Origin of the sequence: Streptomyces sp. PsTaAH-124 (assembly GCF_000373685.1) — a bacterium.
Classification (GTDB): domain Bacteria; phylum Actinomycetota; class Actinomycetes; order Streptomycetales; family Streptomycetaceae; genus Streptomyces; species Streptomyces andamanensis.
Window position 1 is genome coordinate 170,241 of sequence record NZ_KB892166.1, and the last position, 24,914, is coordinate 195,154.

At 71.9% G+C, this 24,914-nt stretch carries 21 protein-coding genes and 1 pseudogene; 12 read left to right on the forward strand and 10 right to left on the reverse strand.

Annotated features, from left to right (window positions below):
* Nucleotides 1-185: 185 nt before the first annotated feature.
* Nucleotides 186-734: an ATP-binding protein gene (locus B086_RS0113620; protein ID WP_026252393.1), complete on the forward strand. Its 549-nt coding sequence runs from the start codon at nt 186-188 to the stop codon at nt 732-734.
* Nucleotides 735-1,171: 437 nt separating this feature from the next.
* Here B086_RS0113620 and B086_RS0113625 read toward each other — a convergent pair whose 3' ends face one another.
* Nucleotides 1,172-2,668: an oligopeptide:H+ symporter gene (locus B086_RS0113625; protein ID WP_018566969.1), complete on the reverse strand. Its 1,497-nt coding sequence runs from the start codon at nt 2,666-2,668 to the stop codon at nt 1,172-1,174.
* Between the two features lie 551 nt (nt 2,669-3,219).
* On the opposite strand from B086_RS0113625, the gene B086_RS0113630 reads away from it, so the two are divergent.
* Both B086_RS0113630 and B086_RS0113635 read left to right on the forward strand, forming a co-directional pair.
* Complete coding sequence (locus B086_RS0113630; protein WP_018566970.1) at nt 3,220-3,897, forward strand: response regulator transcription factor; 678 nt, start codon at nt 3,220-3,222, stop codon at nt 3,895-3,897.
* A 71-nt stretch (nt 3,898-3,968) separates the two neighbouring features.
* Nucleotides 3,969-5,240 (forward strand): ATP-binding protein, encoded by a 1,272-nt coding sequence (locus B086_RS0113635; RefSeq protein ID WP_018566971.1) that lies wholly within the window; start codon nt 3,969-3,971, stop codon nt 5,238-5,240.
* 81 nt (nt 5,241-5,321) lie between these two features.
* Here B086_RS0113635 and B086_RS0113640 read toward each other — a convergent pair whose 3' ends face one another.
* On the reverse strand, nt 5,322-5,894 hold the full coding sequence (locus B086_RS0113640) for a GtrA family protein (RefSeq protein ID WP_018566972.1): 573 nt from the start codon (nt 5,892-5,894) through the stop codon (nt 5,322-5,324).
* A gap of 183 nt (nt 5,895-6,077) precedes the next feature.
* Between B086_RS0113640 and B086_RS0113645 the strand changes: the two genes are divergently transcribed.
* The 3 genes from B086_RS0113645 to B086_RS0113655 are packed head-to-tail and all read left to right on the forward strand — an operon-like array spanning nt 6,078 to nt 8,982.
* Nucleotides 6,078-7,217, forward strand: a complete 1,140-nt coding sequence (locus B086_RS0113645) for a 5-(carboxyamino)imidazole ribonucleotide synthase (RefSeq protein ID WP_026252394.1) — start codon at nt 6,078-6,080, stop codon at nt 7,215-7,217.
* On the forward strand, nt 7,214-7,798 hold the full coding sequence (gene purE / locus B086_RS0113650) for a 5-(carboxyamino)imidazole ribonucleotide mutase (RefSeq protein WP_199785689.1): 585 nt from the start codon (nt 7,214-7,216) through the stop codon (nt 7,796-7,798). Before B086_RS0113645 ends, purE begins: the two co-directional genes overlap by 4 nt.
* The gene (locus tag B086_RS0113655) at nt 7,795-8,982 is read left to right on the forward strand and encodes a dipeptidase (protein ID WP_018566975.1); all 1,188 of its coding nucleotides are present in this window, start codon (nt 7,795-7,797) and stop codon (nt 8,980-8,982) included. Before purE ends, B086_RS0113655 begins: the two co-directional genes overlap by 4 nt.
* 112 nt (nt 8,983-9,094) lie before the next feature.
* Here the strand turns inward: B086_RS0113655 and B086_RS0113660 are convergent, their stop codons facing one another.
* Nucleotides 9,095-9,451 (reverse strand): VOC family protein, encoded by a 357-nt coding sequence (locus tag B086_RS0113660; RefSeq protein ID WP_018566976.1) that lies wholly within the window; start codon nt 9,449-9,451, stop codon nt 9,095-9,097.
* Between the two features lie 117 nt (nt 9,452-9,568).
* Here B086_RS0113660 and B086_RS0113665 point away from each other — a divergent pair, with 117 nt between their 5' ends.
* Entirely contained in the window at nt 9,569-10,075 is a 507-nt protein-coding gene (locus B086_RS0113665; protein WP_018566977.1) for a CGNR zinc finger domain-containing protein, read from the forward strand.
* Nucleotides 10,076-10,202: 127 nt separating this feature from the next.
* Here the strand turns inward: B086_RS0113665 and B086_RS0113670 are convergent, their stop codons facing one another.
* Nucleotides 10,203-11,546, reverse strand: a complete 1,344-nt coding sequence (locus B086_RS0113670) for a UDP-glucose dehydrogenase family protein (RefSeq protein ID WP_018566978.1) — start codon at nt 11,544-11,546, stop codon at nt 10,203-10,205.
* A gap of 218 nt (nt 11,547-11,764) precedes the next feature.
* Here B086_RS0113670 and B086_RS0113675 point away from each other — a divergent pair, with 218 nt between their 5' ends.
* The 3 genes from B086_RS0113675 (at nt 11,765) to B086_RS0113685 (ending at nt 14,441) form a co-directional block, all read left to right on the forward strand.
* Nucleotides 11,765-12,922, forward strand: a complete 1,158-nt coding sequence (locus B086_RS0113675) for an acyl-CoA dehydrogenase family protein (protein WP_018566979.1) — start codon at nt 11,765-11,767, stop codon at nt 12,920-12,922.
* A 158-nt stretch (nt 12,923-13,080) separates the two neighbouring features.
* Nucleotides 13,081-13,905, forward strand: a complete 825-nt coding sequence (locus tag B086_RS0113680; RefSeq protein ID WP_018566980.1) for an SAM-dependent methyltransferase — start codon at nt 13,081-13,083, stop codon at nt 13,903-13,905.
* Nucleotides 13,906-14,075: 170 nt separating this feature from the next.
* On the forward strand, nt 14,076-14,441 hold the full coding sequence (locus tag B086_RS0113685; RefSeq protein ID WP_018566981.1) for a four-helix bundle copper-binding protein: 366 nt from the start codon (nt 14,076-14,078) through the stop codon (nt 14,439-14,441).
* 69 nt (nt 14,442-14,510) lie between these two features.
* Here B086_RS0113685 and B086_RS0113690 read toward each other — a convergent pair whose 3' ends face one another.
* Entirely contained in the window at nt 14,511-15,824 is a 1,314-nt protein-coding gene (locus B086_RS0113690; protein WP_199790750.1) for an LCP family protein, read from the reverse strand.
* Nucleotides 15,825-15,955: 131 nt separating this feature from the next.
* On the opposite strand from B086_RS0113690, the gene B086_RS0113695 reads away from it, so the two are divergent.
* On the forward strand, nt 15,956-16,513 hold the full coding sequence (locus tag B086_RS0113695) for an acyl-CoA thioesterase (protein WP_018566983.1): 558 nt from the start codon (nt 15,956-15,958) through the stop codon (nt 16,511-16,513).
* 34 nt (nt 16,514-16,547) lie between these two features.
* On the opposite strand, the gene B086_RS0113700 is transcribed toward B086_RS0113695, so the two are convergent.
* Nucleotides 16,548-18,050: an LCP family protein gene (locus tag B086_RS0113700; protein ID WP_026252395.1), complete on the reverse strand. Its 1,503-nt coding sequence runs from the start codon at nt 18,048-18,050 to the stop codon at nt 16,548-16,550.
* A 127-nt stretch (nt 18,051-18,177) separates the two neighbouring features.
* Here B086_RS0113700 and B086_RS0113705 point away from each other — a divergent pair, with 127 nt between their 5' ends.
* The gene (locus B086_RS0113705) at nt 18,178-19,209 is read left to right on the forward strand and encodes a glycosyltransferase family 2 protein (protein WP_018566985.1); all 1,032 of its coding nucleotides are present in this window, start codon (nt 18,178-18,180) and stop codon (nt 19,207-19,209) included.
* Between the two features lie 74 nt (nt 19,210-19,283).
* On the opposite strand, the gene B086_RS0113710 is transcribed toward B086_RS0113705, so the two are convergent.
* The 4 genes and pseudogenes from B086_RS0113710 to B086_RS0113725 form a co-directional block, all read right to left on the reverse strand.
* Nucleotides 19,284-20,930, reverse strand: a complete 1,647-nt coding sequence (locus tag B086_RS0113710; RefSeq protein ID WP_018566986.1) for an LCP family protein — start codon at nt 20,928-20,930, stop codon at nt 19,284-19,286.
* Nucleotides 20,931-21,020: 90 nt separating this feature from the next.
* Complete coding sequence (locus B086_RS0113715) at nt 21,021-22,784, reverse strand: LCP family protein (RefSeq protein WP_026252396.1); 1,764 nt, start codon at nt 22,782-22,784, stop codon at nt 21,021-21,023.
* 227 nt (nt 22,785-23,011) lie between these two features.
* Nucleotides 23,012-23,839: pseudogene (locus B086_RS39975) on the reverse strand (LCP family protein); the annotation flags it as partial.
* A gap of 318 nt (nt 23,840-24,157) precedes the next feature.
* Nucleotides 24,158-24,913: a TIGR03089 family protein gene (locus B086_RS0113725; protein WP_018566989.1), complete on the reverse strand. Its 756-nt coding sequence runs from the start codon at nt 24,911-24,913 to the stop codon at nt 24,158-24,160.
* Nucleotide 24,914: the final 1 nt, after the last annotated feature.

A 24,914-nucleotide genomic window follows, 5' to 3' on the forward strand; every position in this document is an offset into this window, starting at 1 on the left:
ACCCTGTCCCCTTCCGCAGACCCCTTCCCCTCCTTTCTTTCCCGTGTGGCACGAAACAGGGGGTGTTCCGCGGGATCGGTCGGGCAGGAGACATGCGGAAGCGGATCGACCGGTGGCGTACCGGCCCTGTACGAGCGTGGTGACTTTTGAATCGTGAACTGGTGAATCGGTGAGGTGAAGCGCTGATGAGCACCACCCGGCCCTGTTCGCCGGGCGACCGTGGCCCGGAGCCCAGCGGCGCTGCCGGGGCGTCCGAGGGGGATGCGCCGGCCGACGACGCCTCCGCAGGGGGTGTGACGGCCGTACCGGCGACCCCGTCGGCAGGCCGCCAGGTCCGCAGACTGAGCTTCGACGGCACGAGCGGCGTCGTGCCGCTCGCCCGCGACTTCGCCCGTCAGGCGCTGTACGCGTGGGGCTGGCTGCCCGCCGCGTCGGCCGACCAGCGGGCCGCCGCCGAGGACGTCCTCCTCGTCGTCTCCGAACTGGTCACCAACGCCTGCCTGCACGCCGAGGGCCCGGACCGGCTGGAGATCACCTGTGACAACAAGGTGATCCACATCGAGGTCTCCGACCTCGGCGCCGGCCAGCCCGCACCGCGCACCCCGCACCGCGCGGGCCGCCCCGGCGGTCACGGCATGTTCATCGTCCAGCGCCTGTGCCTGGACTGGGGCGTGGTCCGGGTCCCGGGCGTCGCCGGCAAGAAGGTGTGGGCGGAACTGGGCGCACCGGCGTAGGGCGCGCACGGCGGGCGCCTGGACGCCCGCCGCCCCGCAGTGTCCCCGCGTACGCCCGCAGCAGCCGCGTACGTCGGTTGCGCCCGCGTACGCACGCCGATCGCGCCCGCCCGCCGCGCCCGCCCGTCGGCCTCGCGCCCGCCGCGTCCCGATTCCGGCGCCGGGCCGTGTCCACGCACGCCTGCCCCGCCCTCGTGCCGGTCGCGTCCAGACGGCCCCGCCCCCGCGCCGGTCGCGTCCGGACGCCCCCGCGCTCCGTCCGCCTGTGCCTGCCGGAGCCCGCCTCGCGCGCTGCCGCGCCCGGTCCGCCGGGCAGTACGGCCCTCACCCGTCCCCGCGATCGCCCCCGCGCGCCCCGCCTCCCCGCCCCGGAAACCCACAGGGCCGCCGCACCCCGATGGGGACGCGGCGGCCCTGGAGGGTCCGGCGGGTGGGCGTCAGCGTACGTCGCCCATGAGTTCCTTGACCTTCTTGCGGTACATCCACACCGCGACACCGGCGAGCACCGCGAGCGTGGCCTCCAGCGCGACGATGCCGGTCTTGTTGAGGTCGACCCCGGCGATGGAGAGCAGACCGGTCGTGGCGTCGCCTGCGGTGACGGCCAGGAACCAGACGCCCATCATCCGCGAGGCGTACTTCGCGGGCGCCATCTTCGTGGTGACCGACAGGCCGACCGGGGAGAGGGTCAGCTCACCGACGGTCTGGACGAAGTAGATCGCCACCAGCCACAGCGCCGCGGCCTTGTGGCCGCCGTCGGCGATGGCCAGCGGGGCGAGGAAGAGGAAGAAGGAGGCGCCGACCAGCACCAGGCCCATCGTGAACTTGACCGCGGTGCTCGGCTCCTTGCCGCGCCGGGCCAGCGCGAGCCACAGCCAGGCGAAGACCGGCGCGCACGCCATGATCAGGACCGGGTTGACCGACTGGTACCAGGAGACCGGGAAGTGCCAGCCGAAGACGCTGTTCTCGGCGGACTTCTCGGCGAACAGCGACAGGGTCGAACCGCCCTGGTCGTAGATCATCCAGAAGACCGCGGCGGCGACGAAGAACCAGATGTACGCGGTCATCTTCGACTGCTCGGTGCGGTCCAGGTCCTTGTCCCGCTTGATCCGGGCGATGACCGCGACCGGGATCAGCAGACCGGCGACGGTGATCGGCACCAGCAGCCAGTTCAGGGTGTAGAGGCCGGAGAAGCCGACGATCGCGTAGAAGACGGCCGCGACGGCCGCCCACAGGGCCGACTTGCGCAGCAGCGACGACTTCTCCTGCGCGGACAGCGGCGTCGGTACGACGTCGGAGCGCGGGTTCAGATGGCGGGAGCCGAGCAGGAACTGGGCCAGGCCCAGCGCCATGCCGAGCGCGGCGAGCGCGAAGCCGATGTGCCAGTTCACGTTCTCGCCGATGGTGCCGATGATCAGCGGCGCGGCGAAGGCACCGAGGTTGATCCCGATGTAGAAGATCGTGAAGCCGCCGTCGCGGCGCGGGTCGTCGGCGCCCTTGTAGAGGTGGCCGACCATGGTGGAGATGTTGGCCTTCAGCAGGCCGGAGCCGATGGCGACGAGGCCGAGACCGGCGAAGAAACTGCCGGACCAGGGCAGGGCCAGCGTCAGATGGCCCAGCATGATGACCGTACCGGCGACGGCGACCGTCCGGCGGGGGCCGAGGACCCGGTCCGCGAACCAGCCGCCCGGCATGGCGAGCAGGTACACGAGGGACAGGTAGACCGAGTAGATCGCGGTCGCGCCGGCCGCACTCAGGTGCAGGCCGCCCGGGGCCACCAGGTACAGCGGGAGCAGGGCCCTCATGCCGTAGTAGGAGAAGCGCTCCCACATCTCGGTCATGAAGAGGGTGGCCAGGCCGCGGGGGTGGCCGAAGAAGGTCTTCTCGGAACCGGGGGTGCCCGGATGGACCGAGTCCTTCGTCAGGCTGGACGCCATGGTCGTTCCTTGCTGGTCGGGACGCGCCGCGGCGAGCCGGTACGCGCCCGGTGGGGGGCTGGCCGGCACCGGCAGGGCCGTCGTCCACCCCACGCCCAGGGGACTGTGCCCCGGGTCACGGAGCTTCGGACGGCGGCCACCGGGATCCACGCCTCGCGACGCGACGATGCGTCCGGTGAGGCCCGGCCCTAGGTCATTCCTTTTCGAGGCCGGAAAGAACCGGCCCGCACACAAAAGGGACCCTCAGCGTCTAAAGAGCGCCGAAGGTCCGCTGCGTGCTACAGGCGTTCAACTCACCATACGGCAGGACAGTGCCGGATATGGAAGGACTTGAGACAGGGATCACAGGGAATGAGGGAACCGCACACGCCTTTTCGAAGGTTTATTCAAGGTTCGCACCCCAGGTCAGCGGCTTGGCGCGGACGCGGTGAAGGGTTTGTGACCATGACGCCGGAAAGGCCGCGACCATAGCCCCGCAAAGTAAGAGCACCGGAGGCCGATCACACCGCAGGTCACCCCGGCGGGCGGCGCGGGCGGACTACCATCACCCCATGACCCGTGTACTGCTCGCCGAGGACGACGCGTCCATCTCGGAGCCGCTGGCCCGCGCACTGCGCCGGGAAGGCTACGAGGTCGAGGTGCGTGAGGACGGACCCACCGCGCTCGACGCCGGAATGCAGGGCGGTGTCGACCTGGTCGTGCTGGACCTCGGTCTGCCCGGTATGGACGGCCTGGAGGTCGCCCGTCGGCTGCGTGCCGAGGGCCACACCGTGCCCATCCTGATCCTGACCGCGCGCGCCGACGAGGTGGACACCGTCGTCGGCCTGGACGCGGGCGCCGACGACTACGTCACCAAGCCCTTCCGGCTGGCCGAACTGCTGGCCCGGGTACGGGCCCTGCTGCGGCGCGGCGCCGCCGAGCCCCAGCAGCCCCCGGCCACGCACGGCGTGCGCATCGACGTCGAGTCGCACCGCGCCTGGATGGGCGACGAGGAACTCCAGCTCACCGCCAAGGAGTTCGACCTGCTGCGGGTGCTGGTGCGGGACGCGGGCCGGGTCGTCACCCGCGACCAGCTGATGCGCGAGGTCTGGGACACCACCTGGTGGTCGTCGACCAAGACGCTCGACATGCACATCTCCTGGCTGCGCAAGAAGCTCGGCGACGACGCGGCCAACCCCCGGTACATCGCGACCGTGCGCGGGGTGGGTTTCCGGTTCGAGAAGAGCTGAGTCCGGCCCGCGGTACGGACCCGGCAGGGTCCGGCACCGCCGGGCGATCCGGCACCGTCAGGTAAGAGGACATGCGCCGCCGACTGATCCAGTCCACGCTCGCCGTGGTGCTCGTGGTGATCGCCGTCTTCGGCGTCTCCCTGGTGATCGTGGAGACCCGCACGATCAGCAACAGCGCGCAGGAGCGCGTCGACTCCGAGGCGCTGCGGCTGGCCAGCATCGTCGACAGCAGACTGCTGGGCGCGGAGACCGTCAACGCGGAGATCCTCGGCGACCAGGTGGCCGCGGGCCAGTACGCGGTGATCGGCATTCCGGGGCATCCGCCCATCGAGGTGGGCACCAAGCCCTCCGGTGACGTCATCCACTCCACCGCCCGGGGCGAGCAGGGCGAGAGTGTGCGGATGGAGGAGCCCCGCTCCTCGGTCACCCGCGAGGTCGGCCGCACCCTGCTGATCATCGGGCTGGTGGCGCTGCTCGCGGTGGTCGCCGCCGTGCTGCTGGCGATCCGCCAGGCCAACCGGCTCGCCTCCCCGCTGACCGACCTCGCCGAGACCGCCGAGCGGCTGGGCTCCGGCGACCCCCGGCCCCGCCACAAGCGCTACGGCGTGCCCGAGCTGGACCGGGTGGCCGATGTGCTGGACGGTTCCGCCGAGCGCATCGCCCGGATGCTGACCGCGGAACGACGCCTGGCCGCCGACGCCTCCCACCAGTTGCGCACCCCGCTGACCGCGCTGTCCATGCGGCTGGAGGAGATCACCCTCACCGACGACCCGGACACGGTCAAGGAGGAGGCGAACGTCGCGCTCACCCAGGTCGAGCGGCTGACGGACGTGGTGGAGCGCCTGCTGACCAACTCCCGCGACCCGCGCACCGGCTCGGCCGTCACCTTCGACCTGGACGAGGTCATCCAGCAGCAGATCGCCGAGTGGCGTCCCGCCTACCGCAGCGCGGGCCGGGCGATCGTCAGCTCGGGCAAGCGGCATCTGCGGGCCGTGGGGACACCGGGCGCGGTCGCGCAGGTGCTGGCGGCGCTGATCGAGAACTCGCTCATGCACGGCGGCGGCACGGTGGCCCTGCGCACCCGTGTCACCGGCAACCAGGCGGTCGTGGAGGTCACCGACGAGGGCCCCGGGGTCCCCGCAGACCTGGGCGCCCGGATCTTCGAGCGCACCATCAGCGGCCGCAACTCCACGGGCATCGGCCTCGCCGTCGCCCGCGACCTGGCCGAGGCGGACGGCGGCCGGCTGGAACTCCTCCAGGCTCTGCCCCCGGTCTTCGGCCTGTTCCTGTCCCGCACACCCCCGTTGCAGCGGTCCGCGGAGGACGAGACGACGGTGCGCTGAGCGGTGCCGCGGCACCGTCCGGGCGGGCGGGGCGTGGGGCGTACGGGATCGGGCGTACGACTCGGCGGCAGGTGCCCGGGATCAGCGGTAGGCGTCGCTGCGCGCCTGCGCCGCCGCCGCGTCCCGGCCCGCGGCCCCGCCCGGCAGCGGTCCGGCACCGGCCGCGGTGTCGTGCGCGGGCAGGGCGCGGAAGACCCAGCTGCGGTAGGACCAGAAGCGGAACAGCGTGGCGATGCCGATGCCGAGGAACTTGAAGACGTTGCTCTGGATCGGGCTGTCCCAGCCGAAGCCGTACGTCGCCAGGTAGAGCACGCCGTTCTCGATGACCAGGCCGATCGCGCTGAACAGCAGGAACAGGGTGAGTTCCTTGGTGCGGCCGCTCTTGTCCCGGTCCCGGTAGGTGAAGTACCGGAAGCCGATGTAGTTGAAGACGATCGACACGATGGTGGCGATCACGCTCGCCCGCACCACCTGGAGACCGGTGGTGTGCCGGACGAGGTTGAACACGAGCAGGTTGACCAGCAGCCCCGCTCCGCCCACCGCGCCGAACTTGGCGACCTCCCGCCAAGCGCGCCGGACGCGCCGCAGCAGCGCGCCCCGGGCCGCCGGGGGAGCCGCGGGCGCCGGTCGGTGCCCCGAGGAACCACGGTCCATGGTCGTGCAGGCCTCCGCCCGGTTCGGTGTCGTCAACCCGCCCATGCTATCCAGCGCGGCCCGGCGGCGCCCGCGCGCCGGGCGGGAGCGGCGGCCGGTTCGCGCCGCCCGGCCCGGGACCCCCGGGATCCGGACACCGGGCGCGGAATCCGGCCGCCGTGGCGCGGCGGATACCCTGGGGGCGTGACGTTCCCGGTAGTCGGCATGGTCGGCGGTGGACAGCTCGCTCGTATGACACACGAGGCGGGCATCCCGCTCGGCATCAGGTTCAAGCTTCTCAGTGACACCCCCCAGGACTCCGCGGCACAGGTCGTGAGCGATGTCGTCATCGGCGACTACCGCGATCTGGAGACGCTGCGTGCCTTCGCGCGGGGCTGCGACGTGATCACCTTCGATCACGAACATGTGCCCACCGAGCATCTGCGGGCCCTGGAGGCGGACGGCATCCCCGTCCGCCCCGGCCCCGAGGCGCTGGTGCACGCCCAGGACAAGGGGGTGATGCGCGCCCGGCTCGACGCGCTCGGCGTGCCCTGCCCGCGGCACCGCATCGTGAGCGACCCGGCCGACGTGGCGGCCTTCGCGGCCGAGGGCGACGGCTTCCCGGTCGTCCTGAAGACCGTGCGCGGCGGGTACGACGGCAAGGGCGTGTGGGTGGTGGACTCCGCCGAGGAGGCCGCCGAGCCGTTCCGCGCGGGCGTGCCCGTGCTCGCCGAGGAGAAGGTCGACTTCGTCCGGGAGCTGGCGGCCAATGTGGTGCGCTCCCCGCACGGCCAGGCCGTGGCCTACCCGGTGGTCGAGTCCCGGCAGGTGAACGGCGTGTGCGACACGGTGATCGCCCCGGCCCCCGACCTGGAGGAGTCCCTCGCGCTCGGGGCCGAGGAGATGGCCCTGCGCATCGCCAAGGAACTGGACGTCGTCGGCCACCTCGCCGTCGAGCTGTTCCAGACCCGCGACGGCCGCGTCCTGGTCAACGAGCTGGCGATGCGCCCGCACAACTCGGGCCACTGGTCGATGGACGGCGCGATCACCTCGCAGTTCGCCAACCACGTCCGCGCCGTGCTGGACCTGCCGCTGGGCGACCCGCGCCCGCGCGCGAGGTGGACGGTCATGGCGAACGTCCTCGGCGGCGACTACCCGGACATGTACTCCGCGTACCTGCACTGCATGGCCCGCGACCCCCAGCTGAAGATCCACATGTACGGCAAGGACGTGAAGCCCGGCCGCAAGGTCGGACACGTCAACACCTACGGCGACGACCTGGACGACGTGCTGGAGCGCGCCCGTCACGCAGCCGGCTACCTGAGAGGCACGATCACCGAATGAGCCCAGCCCACCCGTCGCCCGACCACCGCCCCTCGACGAGCGCTGACGCACGCCCCTTTCCTCTGGTGGGCATCGTCATGGGCTCGGACTCCGACTGGCCCGTCATGGAGGCCGCCGCGAAGGCCCTCGACGAGTTCGAGATCTCCTACGAGGTCGACGTCGTCTCCGCGCACCGCATGCCCCGCGAGATGATCACCTACGGCGAGCAGGCGGCCGAGCGCGGGCTGAAGGCGATCGTCGCGGGCGCGGGCGGCGCCGCCCATCTGCCCGGCATGCTCGCCTCGGTCACGCCGCTGCCGGTGATCGGTGTCCCGGTGCCGCTGAAGTACCTGGACGGCATGGACTCGCTGCTGTCCATCGTGCAGATGCCGGCCGGGGTGCCGGTCGCGACGGTCTCGGTCGGCGGCGCGCGCAACGCGGGCCTGCTCGCCGCGCGCATCCTCGCCACGCACGACGAGGACCTCCGGGCCCGGATGCGGGAGTTCCAGCAGGACCTGAACGACCAGGCCACCGAGAAGGGCAAGCGGCTGCGCGCCAAGGTCGAGGGCGCGGCCGGTTTCGGCTTCGGCACGGGGAAGTGACCGCCGTGAGCGCACTGGAACAGGCCCGCGAACTGCTGCGCGAGTTCCCGGTCGTCGACGGCCACAACGACCTGCCCTGGGCCCTGCGCGAGCAGGTCCGCTACGACCTCGGCGCCCGGGACATCGCCGTGGACCAGGCCGCCCATCTGCACACCGACATCCCGCGGCTGCGCGCGGGCGGGGTCGGCGCGCAGTACTGGTCGGTGTACGTCCGCTCGGACCTGCCCGACCCGGTCCCGGCGACCCTCGAACAGATCGACGGCGTATGGCAGTTGCTGGAGCGCTACCCCGCGCACCTGGCACCGGCCCTGACCGCCGCCGACATGGAGGCGGCCCGCGCGGAGGGCCGGATCGCCTCCCTGATGGGCGCCGAGGGCGGCCACTCCATCGCGAACTCGCTGGGCACGCTGCGCGGTCTGTACGCCCTCGGGGTGCGCTACCTGACCCTCACCCACAACGACAACGTGGCGTGGGCGGACTCGGCGACGGACGAGCCGGGCGTGGGCGGCCTGTCGGCCTTCGGTCGCGAGGTGGTCCGGGAGATGAACCGCCTGGGCATGCTGGTCGACCTGTCCCATGTGGCCGCGACGACCATGCGGGACGCGCTGGACACCTCGGCGGCCCCGGTGATCTTCTCCCACTCCTCGGCGCGGGCCGTCTGCGACCATCCGCGCAACGTCCCGGACGACGTGCTCGAACGCCTGCCCGCCAACGGCGGCATGGCCATGGTCACCTTCGTGCCGAAGTTCGTCCTCCAGGCCGCCGTCGACTGGACGGCCGCCGCGGACGAGAACATGCGCGCGCACGGCCTGCACCACCTCGACACCACCGAGGAGGGCATGAAGGTCCACCGGGCCTTCGAGGCGTCCCACCCCCGCCCGGTCGCCACCGCGGCCACGGTCGCCGACCACCTCGACCACATGCGCGAGGCGGCCGGCATCGACCACCTCGGCATCGGCGGCGACTACGACGGCACGGCCTTCACCCCGGACGGCCTGGACGACGTCTCCGGCTATCCCCGCCTCATCGCCGAACTGCTGGAGCGCGGCTGGTCGCGGACCGACCTGGCCAAGCTGACCTGGCAGAACGCGGTACGCGTCCTGGGCGCCGCCGAGGACGTCGCCCGCGACCTGCGGGCCCGTCGCACCCCGTCGAACGCGACCATCGGGGAGCTGGACGGCTGAGACGCCGGTGGTGCGGGCGGGACGGCGGTGCGGCCGCCCTCCCGCCCGCCACCGGTGCGGCGGCGCACCGGAACACCCGGGTCCCAGGTGCCCCCGCCCGCCGCCCCCGGCCTCAGCAGGCGCAGAGACAGAACGGGTGGCCGGCCGGGTCGGCGTAGACCCGGAAGCCCCTGCCGTCCGGGTGGGCCAGCGGCTTCGCGCCCAGGGCCAGGACGCCCTGTTCGGCCATGTCCAGATCCTCGACCTCCAGGTCCAGATGGAACTGCTGCGAGGCGTCCGCCGCGGGCCACTTCGGCGGGACCCAGCCGGGCGCCCGCTGGAAGGCGAGCGCCACCCCGCCCGGCACCTTCAGGTCCACCCATTCGCCCTCGCCCTCGACGGTCCCGCCGAGCACCCCGGCGTAGAAACCGGCGAGCGCGCGCGGATCGGGGCAGTCCAGTACGACGACACCCAGCTTGGCGAGAGCCATGACTTCCTCCTGGTGAAGGTGGCGGTTACCCGTAAGAGCGGGTAACCAGTAACCGTTACTGCATGCTTGCCGATCTCCGGTAACGGCGCAACCTCTTTACGCGGTACCGTCACTGGCATGAGTGACAGATCGTCCGCGCCCGGCGGCCTGGCGCTGATCGAGTCCCTGGTCAACACCCTGGACATCGAGACGACAGCGGACTCGCTCGGCACGGCGGAGAACCTGGAGCGCTTCGGGATCGCCGAGGCGGACCTGCCCCGGGCACGCGAGCTGCGCGAGTCGCTGCGCGCCGCCCTGCTCGCGCACGCCGGCCACGCCCCGCACGGCCGGGTGACCCCGCTCGGCGAGCTGCTGGCGCGGGCCCCGCTGGTGGTCGCCGTCGACGCACGGGACGGCGCCGCCGCCCTGACGCCCGCCGACGACGGACCGCTGCTCTCCCGGGTCGCCGCCGCCGTGGCCGAGGCGCTGGTCGCGGGCACCTGGACCCGGCTGAAGGCGTGCGAGGCCGGCACCTGCCACTGGGCGTACTACGACCGCAGCCCGGCCGGCCGCCGCCGCTGGTGCTCGATGCAGGTGTGCGGGGCGCGCGCGAAGATGCGCCGGTACCGCGCCAGGGAAGCCTGACCATCCGTCCGGTGGTGCGAGAATGCCGGAAGGCGCCGGTTCGGCCGACTGAGCCTCGGCCGAACCGGCGCCGCCCGCGCGCGCCTGTGCCCCCGGGCGCGCTTCCGAGAGCGCCGTGGGCCGCGGTTCAGGCCGTCGGGCGGCCCATCGCCCGGTACGTCCACCCCGCCCGCCGCCACAGCTCCGCGTCGAGCGCGTTGCGGCCGTCCAGGACGAGCCGGACGGCGGCGGCCTCGCCCAGCTCGGCCGGGTCCAGCTCGCGGAACTCCTGCCACTCGGTCAGGTGCAGCACGGCGTCGGCGCCGCGCACCGCCTCCAGCGCCGAGCCGGCGTAGCCGAGCGTCGGGAAGAGACGGCGCGCGTTGTCCATGCCCTTGGGGTCGTAGACGGTCACCTGGCCGCCCTGGAGGTGGATCTGGCCGGCGACGTTGAGCGCGGGGGAGTCCCGTACGTCGTCCGAGTCGGGCTTGAAGGTGGCGCCCAGCACCGCGATCCGCTTGCCGAGGAACGGCCCGCCGCCCAGCGCCTGCCGGGTCAGCTCGACCATCCGCCCGCGCTGGCGCATGTTGATCGAGTCGATCTCGCGCAGGAAGGTCAGCGCCTGGTCGGCGCCCAGCTCACCGGCGCGCGCCATGAAGGCGCGGATGTCCTTGGGCAGGCAGCCGCCGCCGAAGCCGATCCCGGCGCGCAGGAACTTCCGGCCGATCCGGTCGTCGTACCCGATGGCCTCGGCGAGCTTGGCGACATCGCCGTCGGCGGCCTCGCACACCTCGGCCATGGCGTTGATGAAGGAGATCTTGGTGGCCAGGAAGGAGTTCGCGGAGGTCTTCACCAGCTCGGCGGTGGGGAAGTCGGTGACCACGAAGGGGGAGCCCTCGGCTATCGGCGTGGCGTACACCTCGCGCAGCAGCTTCTCGGCCCGCTCGCTGCGCACGCCCACCACGATCCGGTCCGGGTGCAGGGTGTCCCGGACGGCGAAGCCCTCCCGCAGGAACTCGGGGTTCCAGGCCAGCTCGGCGTCCTCGCCCGCGGGCGCGAGCGCGGCGAGCGTACGGGCCAGCCGGTCGGCCGAGCCCACCGGCACCGTGGACTTGCCGACGACGAGCGCGGGCCCGGCCAGATGGGGGGCGAGCGAGCCGACCGCGGAGTCGACGTAGGACATGTCGCAGGCGTACTCGCCGTGCTTCTGCGGGGTGTTCACGCAGATGAAGTGGACATCGCCGAACGCCCCCGCCTCGGCCCAGTCCTGGGTGAAGCGCAGCCGTCCGGTGGAACCCTCGATACCGGCCACATGGCGGCGCAGCAGGTCCCCCAGACCGGGCTCGTACAGGGGGACCTCGCCCCGGCGCAGCATCTCGATCTTCTCGGGGACCACGTCCAGACCCAGCACCTCGAAGCCCATCTCGGCCATGGCCGCGGCGTGGGTGGCGCCGAGATAGCCGGTGCCGATCACGGTGATCTTCAGGCTCATGGATGCTCCAGGAGGGACGACGGGGAAGCGCTGCCCGAGCATATCGGGGGCGTGCGAGCGGCCCGCGCGGGGCAATGTCCCCACAGCCACCCGTTGTCGCCAAGCTCACGTACCGCTCACGTGAGCAGGCCCCTAAAATTCGAGTTACTTAACGGTAATTAGCATCGCCGCTCGTCATCACCTGTTCATCACTGGTCGTCTTTGGAGCGTGAGAGACCTTGGCCGGATCGGCTGACTTCGACCTGTACCGCCCGTCCGAGGAGCACGACATGCTCCGCGACGCCGTCCGCTCGCTGGCCGAGGCGAAGATCACGCCGTACGCCGCCGCGGTGGACGAGGAGGCCCGCTTCCCGCAGGAGGCCCTCGACGCCCTGGTCGCGAACGACCTGCACGCCGTGCACGTCCCGGAGAGCTACGGCGGCGCGGGCGCGGACGCCCTCGCCACCGTCATCGTGATCGAGGAGGTGGCCCGCGTCTGCGCGTCCTCCTCCCTGATCCCCGCCGTGAACAAGCTGGGCTCGCTCCCGGTGATCCTCTCCGGCTCCGAGGAGCTGAAGAAGAAGTACCTGGGCCCGCTCGCCAAGGGCGACGCGATGTTCTCGTACTGCCTCTCCGAGCCGGACGCGGGCTCGGACGCGGCCGGCATGAGGACGAAGGCGGTCCGCGACGGCGACCACTACGTGCTCAACGGCGTCAAGCGCTGGATCACCAACGCGGGCGTCTCCGACTTCTACACGGTGATGGCCGTGACCGACCCGGAGAAGCGCTCCAAGGGCATCTCCGCCTTCGTCGTCGAGAAGTCCGACGAGGGCGTCTCCTTCGGCGCACCGGAGAAGAAGCTCGGCATCAAGGGCTCCCCGACCCGCGAGGTCTACCTCGACAACGTGCGGATCCCCGCCGACCGCATGATCGGCGCCGAGGGCACCGGCTTCGCCACCGCGATGAAGACCCTCGACCACACCCGCATCACCATCGCCGCCCAGGCCCTCGGCATCGCCCAGGGCGCCCTCGACTACGCCAAGGGCTATGTCAAGGAGCGCAAGCAGTTCGGCAAGCCGATCGCCGACTTCCAGGGCATCCAGTTCATGCTCGCCGACATGGCCATGAAGGTCTCCGCGGCCCGCGCCCTGACCTACCAGGCCGCCGCCGCCTCCGAGCGGGTCGACGCCGACCTGACCTACCAGGGCGCCGCCGCCAAGTGCTTCGCCTCCGACATCGCCATGGAGGTCACCACCGACGCCGTCCAGCTCCTCGGCGGCTACGGCTACACCCGTGACTACCCGGTGGAGCGCATGATGCGCGACGCCAAGATCACGCAGATTTATGAGGGCACGAACCAGGTCCAGCGGATCGTGATGGCTCGTAACCTGCCGTAACCGCCCGTACGCGCACCGACGCCGTCGCCCCTCGTCCGCCTGGACGGGGGGCGACGGCTTTGCGCGGGACGGAAGTTGGCCAAGGGGCCTGTCCCGGGGGCGACTTGGCACTACGTTGGGCCCGGCCGAACCGTTTTGCCCGAAGGGGGCCCGGCACCATGTCCGACCTTTCCGCGACGCACGACGAGACAGTCGCGCGCACGGCCCGGCTGCGGAGCGACGTGTCGCACTCGGCTCGGATCTGGAACTACTGGCTGGGCGGCCGGGACAACTACCCGGTGGACCAGGAGGTCGGCGAGCGGATCCTCTCGTTCGTGCCCCAGCTGCCCCGCTCGGCGGTCGCGGACCGGCGCTTCCTGGCCCGCGCGGTGCGCCACCTCGCCGAAGACGTGGGCATCCGGCAGTTCCTGGACATCGGCACCGGGCTGCCGACCGCCGACAACACCCACGAGGTCGCCCAGCGGGCCGCCCCCGAGGCCCGGATCGTCTACGTCGACAACGACCCGCTCGTCCTCGCCCACGCGAGCGCCCTGCTCACCAGCACCCGCGAGGGCGCCACCGACTACGTCGACGCGGACGTGCACGACCCGGAGGCCATCCTGCGCAAGGCCGCCGCGACCCTGGACCTCGGCCGGCCGGTCGCCGTCACCATGCTCGGCATCCTGAACTTCGTCCTGGACACCGACGAGGCCGTCTCCGTCGTGCGGCGGCTGCTGGCGGCCCTGCCCTCCGGCAGCCACCTGGTCGTCTCGCACCCCACCACCGAGGTGGACGGCGAGGCGATGACCCGGGCGGTGGAGTACTGGAACGGCCAGGGCTCGGCCCCCATGACCCTGCGCGGCCGGGCCGACCTGGAGCGGCTCTTCGAGGGCGTCGAGCTGCTGGAGCCCGGCATCGTCTCCTGCTCCCGCTGGCGGCCCGGGGCCGGGGACGGGGAGGTCGCCGAGGTCACCCACTTCGCGGGCGTGGGCCGCAAGCCCTGAGCAAGCCCTGTGGCAAGCCGTGAGGGAACGGCCCGCCGCCCGGCCCCGGCCGTCATCCGGACGGGCGTAGCGCGCCCGCGACTGCGCCGGATGGCGGACGGCGGCGGCCGGGCGTACGACGGAAGGGCACGGGGCCCGCCCCGGGGCCCCTTCGGTCTCCAGGAGGAGCCATGACCCACACCCAGCCCGGCGCGATGACCGCCATGAGCAAGGAGATGCAGGACTGCGTCAACGCCTGCATGAGCTGCCACACCGCCTGCGAGGAGGCCATGAGCTCCTGCATGCAGCAGGGCGGCCAGGCGCAGATGCAGGTCATGCGCGCGCTGATGGACTGCTCCGAGACGACCCGGATGTGCGCGGACATGATGATGCGCCGCTCGCCCATGGCGGGCGAGATGTGCGCGATGTGCGCCAAGGCCTGCGACATGTGCGCCGAGGCGTGCATGACCATGCCGGACGACCAGATGATGATGCGCTGCGCCGAGGCGTGTCGCCGCTGCGCGGAGACGTGTCGCGCCATGAGCACCCGGATGTGATCCGTCCGACGGGAACAGCGGGACCCCGCGGCCCGGTGCCGCGGGGTCCCGCTGCCGGGTGCCGTCCGGTCAGTCGCCGGTGGCGGTCACCTTCTCGTCGTTCTTCAGCTGCTCCACCAGCGTCTTGACCTTCGCCTTGTCCCAGACGAGGTTGCCGCCGACGGAGCCGGAGATCGGCATGTTCATGGAGGTGCCGTCGCCGCCGCTGACACCCTTCATCGCCCAGAACATGGACGCCAGGTCCCACAGGCTCATGTCCTTGTCGACGATGAGGGAGTCGAGACCGGCGCTCATCGTCGGGTAGAACGTGAACGGGTTGAGGACCGTCGTCGGGGTGGCGACCTCGTGGGCCAGCGCGGACAGGAACTTCTGCTGGTTCTTGGTGCGCTGGAGGTCGGAGGCGGCGAAGGCGTGCCGGGTGCGGACGAAGGCCAGCGCCTGCTGCCCGTCCAGCTTCTGCTTGCCCGCCTGGAAGTCGGCGCCGGACCACTTGTCCTTGAACGGCTTGTCGATGGTCATCTCGACCCCGCCGACCGAGTCCACGATGTTCGCGAAGCCGGCGAAGCCTATCTCCACGTAGTGGTCGATGCGCAGGCCGGTGTTGTACTCGATGGTGCGCACCAGCAGCGTCGGGCCGTCCTTGGCGTAGGCCGCGTTCAGCTTGGTGGCGCCCGAGGCCGGGTACATCTTGCCGGAGTCCGAGCCCTTGAAGGTCGGGATCTCGACGTTGGAGTCGCGCGGCAGGGAGATCAGCGTGTCGCCGTTGTCCCCGACGTGCAGGATCATCATCGAGTCGGTGCGCTTGCCCTCGGCGGAGCCGGTGTGCAGCTTCTTCTTGTCCGCGTCGGACAGCCCGTCGCGGCTGTCCGAGCCGACGATCAGGTAATTGGTGCCCTTGCCGCCCTCCGGCCGGTCGATGACCTTGGACAGGTCGACGTCGCGGTGGAGCTTGGAGTCGGCCCAGAAGTACGTGGACACCGATGTGACCACCACCAGCGTGACCAGGGTGATCGCGGTCCACTTGATGCGGCGCCGCCAGTTCGGCGCGGGCCGCGGACCGCGGGTGCGGCCGTCGCCCGGACCGGCCGGGCCGCCGGGCCCGCCCGGCGAGCCGTAGACCTGTCCGGTGTTGTAGCCGCTGTCGTAGCCCTGGCCGTCGTCGTAGGCCGGACCCTGACCGCCATCGACGTACGACGGCTGCTGCGGCACGCCGTAGGGCGGCGCCGCGGGGCCGGGGCCGCGCTGTCCGGGCGGGCCCGCGGGGCCGCCGCGCCGCACCTGGCGCATCACGCGCGCGCCCTCCGGCTGCGCTCCGGCGCTGCCGCGTCCGTACCGGGATCCGCGGTCGTCGCCGCCGGAGAACCCCTCGGGCCAATCATTCATGTGGCCCAGTGTGCCGGGCCCCGGGGTGTGCCCCACAAGGGCCGTCGGAAAATAAGGTCAGGGCTGTTGCCAAGCTGACACAAATTCGCCGGATCCCGGCGCGGCACAAGGTGCGGCATAAGGTGGGGCCCATGACAGATCAGGCCCCCGCCGCGGAATCCGGACATCCGGAGATACCGGGCAAGCCGACCTCGGCGTCCCGGACCACCCTCAGCCACATCATGACCCACAGCGACACCAACCTGCTGGGTACGGTGCACGGCGGGGTGATCATGAAGCTGGTCGACGACGCCGCGGGCGCGGTGGCCGGACGGCACAGCGGCGGGCCCGCCGTCACCGCCTCCATGGACGAGATGGCGTTCCTCGAACCGGTCCGCGTCGGTGACCTCGTCCATGTGAAAGCCCAGGTCAACTGGACCGGCCGGACCTCCATGGAGGTCGGCGTCCGGGTGCTCGCCGAGCGCTGGAACGAGTCCGCCCCGGCCACCCAGGTCGGCTCCGCCTATCTGGTCTTCGCCGCCGTGGACGCCGACGGCAAGCCCCGCTCGGTGCCGCCGGTGCTCCCCGAGACCGAGCGGGACAAGCGCCGCTACCAGGAGGCGCAGATCCGGCGCACCCACCGCCTGGCCCGCCGCCGCGCCATCATGGAGCTGCGCGAGCAGCGGGCCGCGCAGGGGTACGAGGACTGAGTCCGCGCCCCGGCCGCCCGCGCCGGGTGTGATCTCAGTCGCACGCCACCTGGTCGCCGCGCACCACCTCGGTGCTGTCCTGCGCCACCGTCCGCACCCGCACCTGGCGCACCTGCCGGAAGCCGCTCCCGGCGACGACCCGCAGCGTGGCGCCCTGTCCCGGCACGGCCCGCAGCTCGCTGCCGAGCAGCGCGGCGGCCAGCGACCGGGCCGAGCGGTCCCAGCGGGGGTCGTAGAACACGAGCGTCCGCGTCACCCCGCGCTGTCTGGCGTCCACGGGTGCCTTGGTGGTGGCGAACCCGGCGGCGGCCAGCGCGGTGTCCACCCGGCGGGCCAGTCCCGCCGTGTCGGTGCCGTTCTCCACCTGGACCCGGATCCGCTGCGGCGGGATCTCCACGGCCGTGGCCGCATCGGGCCTGCGGGCCGGCTTGCGCGCGGCCAGCGGCCGGTCGTCGCGCAGGGTGCGGAACAGCCGGTCCGCCTGCGCCGGGTCCCACTTCACGGTCGAGCCGAGCCCCTTGACGGGGAAGGACGCCTGGGCGACCGGCACGGTGGTGAACTCCGAGGACGAGGGCGAGAAGTTCCGCATCGCCCGGCCGAGGTCGAGCAGCTCGTCGGTGTGGAAGCCCTGGTCGGCGCGGACCGAGCCGAGCACGGCCCGGGTGACGTCCCGGAACCTCATGGGGTTCAGCAGCACCCGCGAGGAGGTCGCCCGCTCGATCAGGGCGGCCAGGAAGAGCTGCTGCCGCTTCATCCGCCCGAAGTCGCTGGCCCCGTCGACATGCCGGGAGCGGACGTACTGGAGGGCCTGCCCGCCGGTGAGGGTGTGCACGCCGGCGGCCAGGTCCAGCCCGGTGTAGGTGTCCTTCATCGGGACGGCCGTGCAGATCTGGACGCCGCCGAGGACGTCCACGGTCCGCATGAAGGCGGTGAAGTCGACCTCCAGATAGTGGTCGATCTTCAGCCGGGTCATGCTCTCGACCGTGCTCACGGTCAGGGCCGGACCGCCCTCGGCGTAGGCCGCGTTCAGCTTGACCGGGTGCGGCGGGTGCTGTCTGCCGGTGTTGCGGTCGAGGTGGGCGGGCAGGTCGACGTAGGAGTCGCGGGGCAGACTGACGACGCTGGCCCGCTCCCGGTCCTGGGACAGATGCACGATCATCATGGTGTCGGTGCAGTGGCAGGGCTGGCCGCCCAGCCGGTAGTGCTGCCGCTCCTGCTCGCTGATCCGGTCCCGGCCGTCGGTGCCGACCAGCAGCACGTTCATGCCGTGGCCCGTCGGCGGCCGGTTCTTCATGTCCCGGAAGGGATCGATCCGGGTGATGTCGGCGTCCAGGCTGGAGACCACCGCGTGCCCGATCCCGGCGGAGGCGAGCACCACCACGGAGAGCGTGGTCGCCGCCCGCATGGCCCAGCGCGGTCTGCGGCGCGGCGGCGGCGCGTACGGCATGCGGGCCGCCCGTACGGGTGCGGCGGCCTGCCGCGGCCCGCGTCGCGGTGGCGCGGGCGGCCTGGGCGGCCGGGGCGACGTGGTGGACATGGGGGGCACCTCCGCGGATGGCGTGGGTGGACACCGTGAGCACCGTAGGCCCATACGATCTGCTGACCGGTGCAGCGGCCCCCGCGGCGCGCACCGGTGTCCCCCGTTCGCGGTAACGTGAGCACCGATGAACGCCAACTCCGACGTGCGGTTCCCCGCCGTTTCTGTGATCATGCCCGTCCTCAACGAGGAGCGGCATCTGCGCGGGGCCGTCGAAGCGATCCTCGCGCAGGAGTACGACGGCGAGATGGAGGTCGTGATCGCCCTGGGTCCGTCCACGGACCGCACGGACGAGATCGCCGCCCAGCTCGTCCGCGACGACCCCCGCGTGCACACGGTCCCGAACCCCACCGGCCGTACCCCCGCCGCCCTCAACGCCGCGATCAAGGCCTCCCGCCATCCGATCGTCGTCCGCGTCGACGGCCACGGCATGCTCTCGCCGAACTACATCGCCACGGCGGTACGGCTCCTGGAGGAGACCGGCGCGCAGAACGTGGGCGGCATCATGCACGCCGAGGGCGAGAACGCGTGGGAGCACGCGGTCGCCGCCGCGATGACCTCGAAGATCGGCGTCGGCAACGCGGCCTTCCACACCGGCGGCCAGGCCGCCCCCGCCGAGACGGTCTACCTGGGCGTCTTCCGCCGCGAGGCGCTGGAGCAACAGGGCGGCTACAACGAGGAGTTCATCCGCGCCCAGGACTGGGAGCTGAACTTCCGCATCCGCGAGGCGGGCGGCCTGATCTGGTTCTCGCCCGAGCTGCGGGTCTCCTACCGCCCCCGGCCGACCGTGAAGGCGCTCGCCAAGCAGTACAAGGACTACGGTCGTTGGCGGCACGTCGTCGCCCGCTACCACGAGGGCTCCATCAACCTGCGCTACCTCGCCCCGCCGACCGCCGTGTGCGCCATCGCGGCCGGGATCGTGGTGGGCGCCGCCGTGACCCCCTGGGCCCTGGTGGTCCCGGGCGGCTATCTCGCGGCCATCGCCGCCGGTTCGCTGCCCGCGGGCAAGGGCCTGCCGCTGCGCGCCCGGCTGCGCATCCCGGTGGCCCTGGCCACCATGCACATGTCCTGGGGCTGGGGCTTCCTCACCAGCCCCCGCTCCCTGGCCAAGCGGGTCATCGCCTCCCGGCGCCCGGCGGTCGTCACCTCCTCCGCCTGACCGGCCCACCCGCCCGGACACCCGAAGGGCCCCTCACCGCACGGCGGGAGGGGCCCTTCCGGATGAGCGCGCCGCTACCAGCGGTAGGGCTGGTACACGTCCATGCACTGCTTGGTGTCCGCGCCGTTGATGGCGTCGGAGTTCTCCGGGATGTCCCCGGCCTTGGGTGCCTTCTGCTTCGGGTACGTGCTGCCCTCGCGCCAGTCCGCGCCGACGACGAGCGTGACGCCGGAGACGTCGGTCGACCGCTCCACCGAACCGACCGGGATGCCCAGCGCGGTGGCGACCCGCTCGGCGTCGCCCTTCAGTTCGGCGCTCGGGTAGCGCACGACCGTGTCGGACACGGCCGGGGTGGTCGAGCCGTCCGGCGTCGCCCTGGTGAAGCCTTTCTGCACCAGCTCGTCGCTGATGGCGGTGGCCCGGTGGCCGACCGGGGCCAGCTCGGCGGTGCGGGTGCCGTTCTGCACCGTGACACCGATCTGGCCGTCCGCGTGCGCGGGCGGCGAGCTGGGCCGCGTCGTCTTCTTGGCGCCGTCCGCGCCCTGCTTCGCGTCGGTGGGCTTGCCGTTGGCGTCGAAGGAGACGTCGTCGCGCAGCAGCTTCCACATCTTCTGCGCGTTGTTGCCGTCCGGCACGACGTGGTCGCGGTTCTGCGGGTCCTGGACGTTCGGCATCGTCGTCATGGTGATGCGGTTCGTCGGGACCGCCTTGAGCTGCATGCCCAGGTCGTAGAGCTTCTTGCCGGTGCCGATCTCCTCGGAGACGTGCAGCGACTTGGTGGCCGCCTCCGCCAGGTCCATCAGCCGGCCCGTGTCGGTGAAGATGCTCTGGTCCTTGAGCGTGCGGATCATCGAGTTCAGGTACATGTGCTGGGCCCTGGCCCGCAGCAGGTCGCTGCCCCAGGCGTGCCGGGTCCGCAGCCACTGGAGGGCCTGCTCGCCCTTGACCTTGTGGGTGCCGGCCGTCAGCTTCAGGCCGGAGCCGCCGTGCGCGAGGGCCGTCGAGCGGTCCCACACGTTCTGGTTCACGCAGACGTCGACGCCGCCGATGGCGTCCGCCATCCGCACCACGCCCGCGAAGTCGATGGTCATCCAGTGGTCGATGTACACACCGGTGAGGTTCTGCCAGGTGGCGAGGGTGCAGCCGGCGCCGCCGCGGGCCAGGGACTCGTTGATGATGGTGTTGGTCGCCGGGTACGTCCTGCCGGACTTCGGGTCCGTGCACTTGGGGATGTCCACGCGGGTGTCGCGCGGGATGCTCACCACGGAGGCGCTCTTGCGGTCCGCGGCCAGGTGGATCAGCATCTGTACGTCGCCGAGCGGCGGGTTGCCGCGGTTGTCCCGGCCGCCGCCGAGCGCGATGTTGGCGTCGGAGTCGCGGCTGTCGGAGCCGATCAGCAGGATGTTCAGGGGCGTCTGGCCGTCGGCGTTCGCCTTCGACTTGGCCGCCTTGGAGTCACCGCTGCTGCGCTCGCCCTTCTGGATGTTGCCGTTCAGATGCTCGTAGTAGAGATAACCGGCGCCGGCCGTCCCGAGTATGACCACCGCGAGCACCGTGGCCGACCAGCGCAGCACCCGGCGTTTGGGCGGTCTGCCGCCGGTGCCCCGGCCGCCCCCGCCGCGCCGGCCGTGGCCGCCGCCTCCCGTGTTCTTCTCGTACTGCGCCAGAGGCATCGTGTCCTCGACCGCGGGCCCCTCCCCGCGCAGACCGCTCTGCGTCAACTCCCCATCCTCCCCGCCCTCAAGTCATCGAACAGGCCTGTCGTACGCCGTGTTAGACGTACGACAGGCCCGTCAGGTCACACGGTGCGCTCAACTGGCGCACTGAACCGTGTCAGCCGTGTGCTGCCCCTCCACCTTGGGTGCCTTCTTGGGCGCGGTGAGTGACACTCCCGCGCCCTTGTAGTCCTTGCCCAGGGTCAGCGTCATCGCGGGCAGGCCCTGGGAGTTGGTCACGCTCTTGCCCGGCTTCAGCGCGGCGCCCGGCAGCCCCATGAGCGAGGCGAGTTCACGGGCCTGGTCCGCCTGGTCGGGCGCGTACTCCAGCGTGGTGTTGGCGAGCTTCTCCGGCGCGTTGCTGCCGTTCTCCGACTTGAGCACGCCCTGCTGGTTCTGGAGCCAGGTGAGCGTCTCCTGCGCCGCGCCGTCCTTGGCCCCGCCGTTGAGGACGCGCACCCGCACCTCGGAGGCCGCCGACCGGGTGCCCTTGAGCCGGGCCGCCTGCGCGTCCTTCGCCTGCTGCTTCTTCTTCTGCACCTCGGTGAAGGAGACGTCGCTGTTGATGGTGTCGAACACCTGGGGAGCCTGGGCCTGGTTGAGGATGACCGTCTTGTGGACCGGGCCGTCGTCGGGGTTGTCGAGCACGGGCACGGTCAGGAAGGTGATGTTCTTCGTCGGCACCTTCTTCAGCTCCAGCGCGACGTCCTTGAGCGTGCTCGCCTTGCCGATGCCGGTGTCGACGGTCAGCGACTTGGTGGCCGCGTCCGCCAGGTCGTACAGCTTGACCGGGTTGGTGAGGGTGTCGCCGGAGGCCATCTTGCGCATCAGCGAACTGAGGAACTGCTGCTGCACCTTGATCCGGTCCAGGTCGCCGTGGTTGCCGAAGCTGTGCCGGGTGCGGACGAAGGCCAGCGCCTCCTCGCCCTCGATCTTGGACGAACCGGCGGGCAGGTTCAGGTGCGAGTCCTTGTCGTTGACGGCGTGCTTGAGGCACACCTCGACGCCGCCCACCGCCGAGGTCAGGGTCTTCACCGCGTTGAAGTCGGCCATCATGAAGTGGTCCGGGGAGATGCCCGTGATCTCCTTGACCGTGCGCATCGCGCAGCCCGGGTCGCGTCCGTCCTGGCCCAGGCTCTCGTTGAACCGGACCTTGTGCGAGCCCGGGACGACCTTGGTGCTGCCGTCGGGCTGCTTGGTCGGGCAGTCGGGGACGTCGACGATCAGGTCCCGGGGGATGCTCAGCGCGGTGGCGTTCGTCCGGTCCTTGGCGACGTGCAGCAGGATGTTGGTGTCCGCGTGGCCCACGCTGCCCTTGTCGCCGTAGCCCTCGTTGCCCTTACCGGTCCGCTTGTCGGTGCCGATGATGAGGATGTTGAAGGCCTCGTCCTTGCTGAAGCTGTCCTTGGCCGCGCTGCCCACGTCGGTGGTGGTGACGTTGCCTTCGAGGTGCTTGAGGATCAGATAGCCCGCCGTACCGGCGCCGACCAGGACGAACGCCATGGTGCCGCCGGTCCACATCAGGACCTTCTTGGTCCGCGACCGCTTCTTCTTCTCCGGGCGGCGGCTGCGCCGGCCGGGCGGCGGCTCCTCCTCGTCGGGCGCGCCGCGGCGGCGGCGCGGGCCGGGCACGGTGGGCGCCGGGGCCGTCTCGTGCGCCTGCTCCGCGTCGGACGGAGTGCCGCGCCGCCGGGAGGCGCCGCCCCCGGGCCCGGGGGCGGCGCCCCGGCGCTGCCCCGGCACCGCCGACTGCGGAGGGGAAGGGTCCAGTCGCAGTTCGTATTCACCGGTGGCCGGATTGAGCACCCACTGGTCTGCGGGATCAATGTTGTCCGCCCGCCCACGGCCTTGCGCGTCCACGGTTGTCCGAACCCTCCGTCGGGGCCACGCGGCGCCTTCCCCCTGAGGCGCTCAGGTCTGGTTCACACAGTGCGCGACCCCAGGATGACCTCGTGGCCGGTAGCACCGGATCGCTCACACTATCCGGCCTGTTGAGCATTGAGCGACGCCGGTGACGAATTCCACGCCCCTACAACTGGGCAATCCGCCCATTCTCCCCGGACAAAAGTTCGCCCTTGGCGGCGGCTTTACCCGCAGGGGGCCTGTGCGGCGGTATTGCCGGTGAAGGTGGGCGTCGGCGAAGGTGGGGCCGCGAGGACCCGGCTGGTCCCGGCGTCCGCCGGGACGCCCGGATAAACGTACTGAACGTAGTCGTCCGGCTGCGCAGGCGATTCCTCGCCGGGCGTGGAATCGGGTCCCCGCACGGAATCCAGCGGCCCGGAATTGCCGTTGTTTGCGCCGGAATCCCGTGAATCCTCCGGGGCCACCTCCAGCGGCCGGTCGGTACGCAGCCGGGCGAACAGCCTTTCGGCCTCCGGCTGCACGAGCTGATCGCGGTCGGCGTCGTAGGCGTACGACTTCCGCGGAACCGTCAGGAACCGCACGCGTTCCGTGGGGATGCCGCGCAGTCCGCGCACGAGTTGGTGGAGACCGCGCAGATTCGCCGGCGCCGGGTCGGTGGTCAGTGAGGAGGTGGCCGCGTCGAGGACGGGGTACAGCTTCACCGGGTTCAGCAGGACCCCGTCGCCGCGCACCTTGCCGATGGGGGCGCCGAGGAACCGCTGCTGCCGTGCCATCCGGTCGGTGTCGCTGCCGTCGCCGAGCGTCTTGCGGGCCCGGACGTAGCCGAGGGCCTGCTCGCCGTCGAGCGTCACCCGGCCCGCGGGCAGCCGCAGCCCGGCGTCCTCGTCGATGACGGGTTCCTTCAGGCACACCCGCACGCCGTCGGCCGCGTCGACCAGGTCCTTGAACCCGCCGAAGTCGACGACCATGTGGTGGTCGACCCGGATGCCGGTCAGCTTCTCCGCGGTCCGGATCGTGCAGGCCGAACCGCCGACGAGGACGGCCGCGGCGAACACGGCGGCCCGGAGTCTGCGCAGGCGCCGCGCCGCCGCCCGGCGCCGGTGGCCGACGCGCCCTGTCCGGGCCCCACGGCCCCCGGGACCCGCACCCCTGCCCCGGGACCCCTGCCCCGGGTCCCTCGTCCCGACCCTCCGCCCTGCGGCCCACGACCGCGACCACCCTCTTCCCGGCCTCTTCCCGACCTTCTTCCCGACTGTCTTCCCGACGTCCCGTCCGTACGACGATGGCCCCTCGGGGGAGGGGAGGCGGGGTGGTGCTGGGCCGAACGGGGGAAAACGCCGGGACGAGGGGGAGCGGGACCGGGGTGGCGGTCACCTCGCCGTGGCAGTGACCCGTTCCGTCTCGATGCGCTGGGCCAGGGCGGTCTCGTCCAGGCGGTCCAGATGGCGGCACAGGACGACGGAGCCGCCGGAGGCGAGCGGTGCGTACAGCCCCGCGCTCAGTCCCTCCCAGGTGTCGTACGCCAGCCCGGACAGCAGCCGGGAACCGGGTCCCGTCAGGCCCAGCCGGGACGCGTCGGCGCGGGCCCGCTCCACGACGTCGGCCGCGGTGTGCTCCGCACCGGCCACGATCAGCGCGGGCTCCTCCGGGTCCACCGGCGCGAACGGCGCGAACCGGTCGCCCTGGCCCGGCACCTCGACGGCGTAGTCGGCGAAGCCCGCGGGCGGCTGCGGGAACCGGCCGCCCAGCGGGCGCAGCGCCAGCGCGATCCGCTCGCCCGAGCAGGCCCGCGCCGCCTCCAGCGTGTCCGGCCCGCTGACCACGACGTCGGCGGCCCCCGGGCCCCCGCCGACGTCCGCGACCGCGCCCACCGACGCGCACGCCAGCAGCCACACCGCCGTCTGCCAGTGCGCCGGCAGCAGCAGCGCGACCCGGTCACCGGGGCCCGCGGCCAGGTCTCCCTGGAGGAGGTTCGCCGTCTTGGCCACCCAATTGGCGAAGGTGGCGACGGACAGTTCGACGCGTTCGCCCGTGGCGTCGTCGTAGAAGGTCACCAGGGGGCGTCCCGGATCCGCGGCGAGCGCGGAACGCAGCAGGTCGGCAGGGGTGCGTTCGGTGGCGTTCACC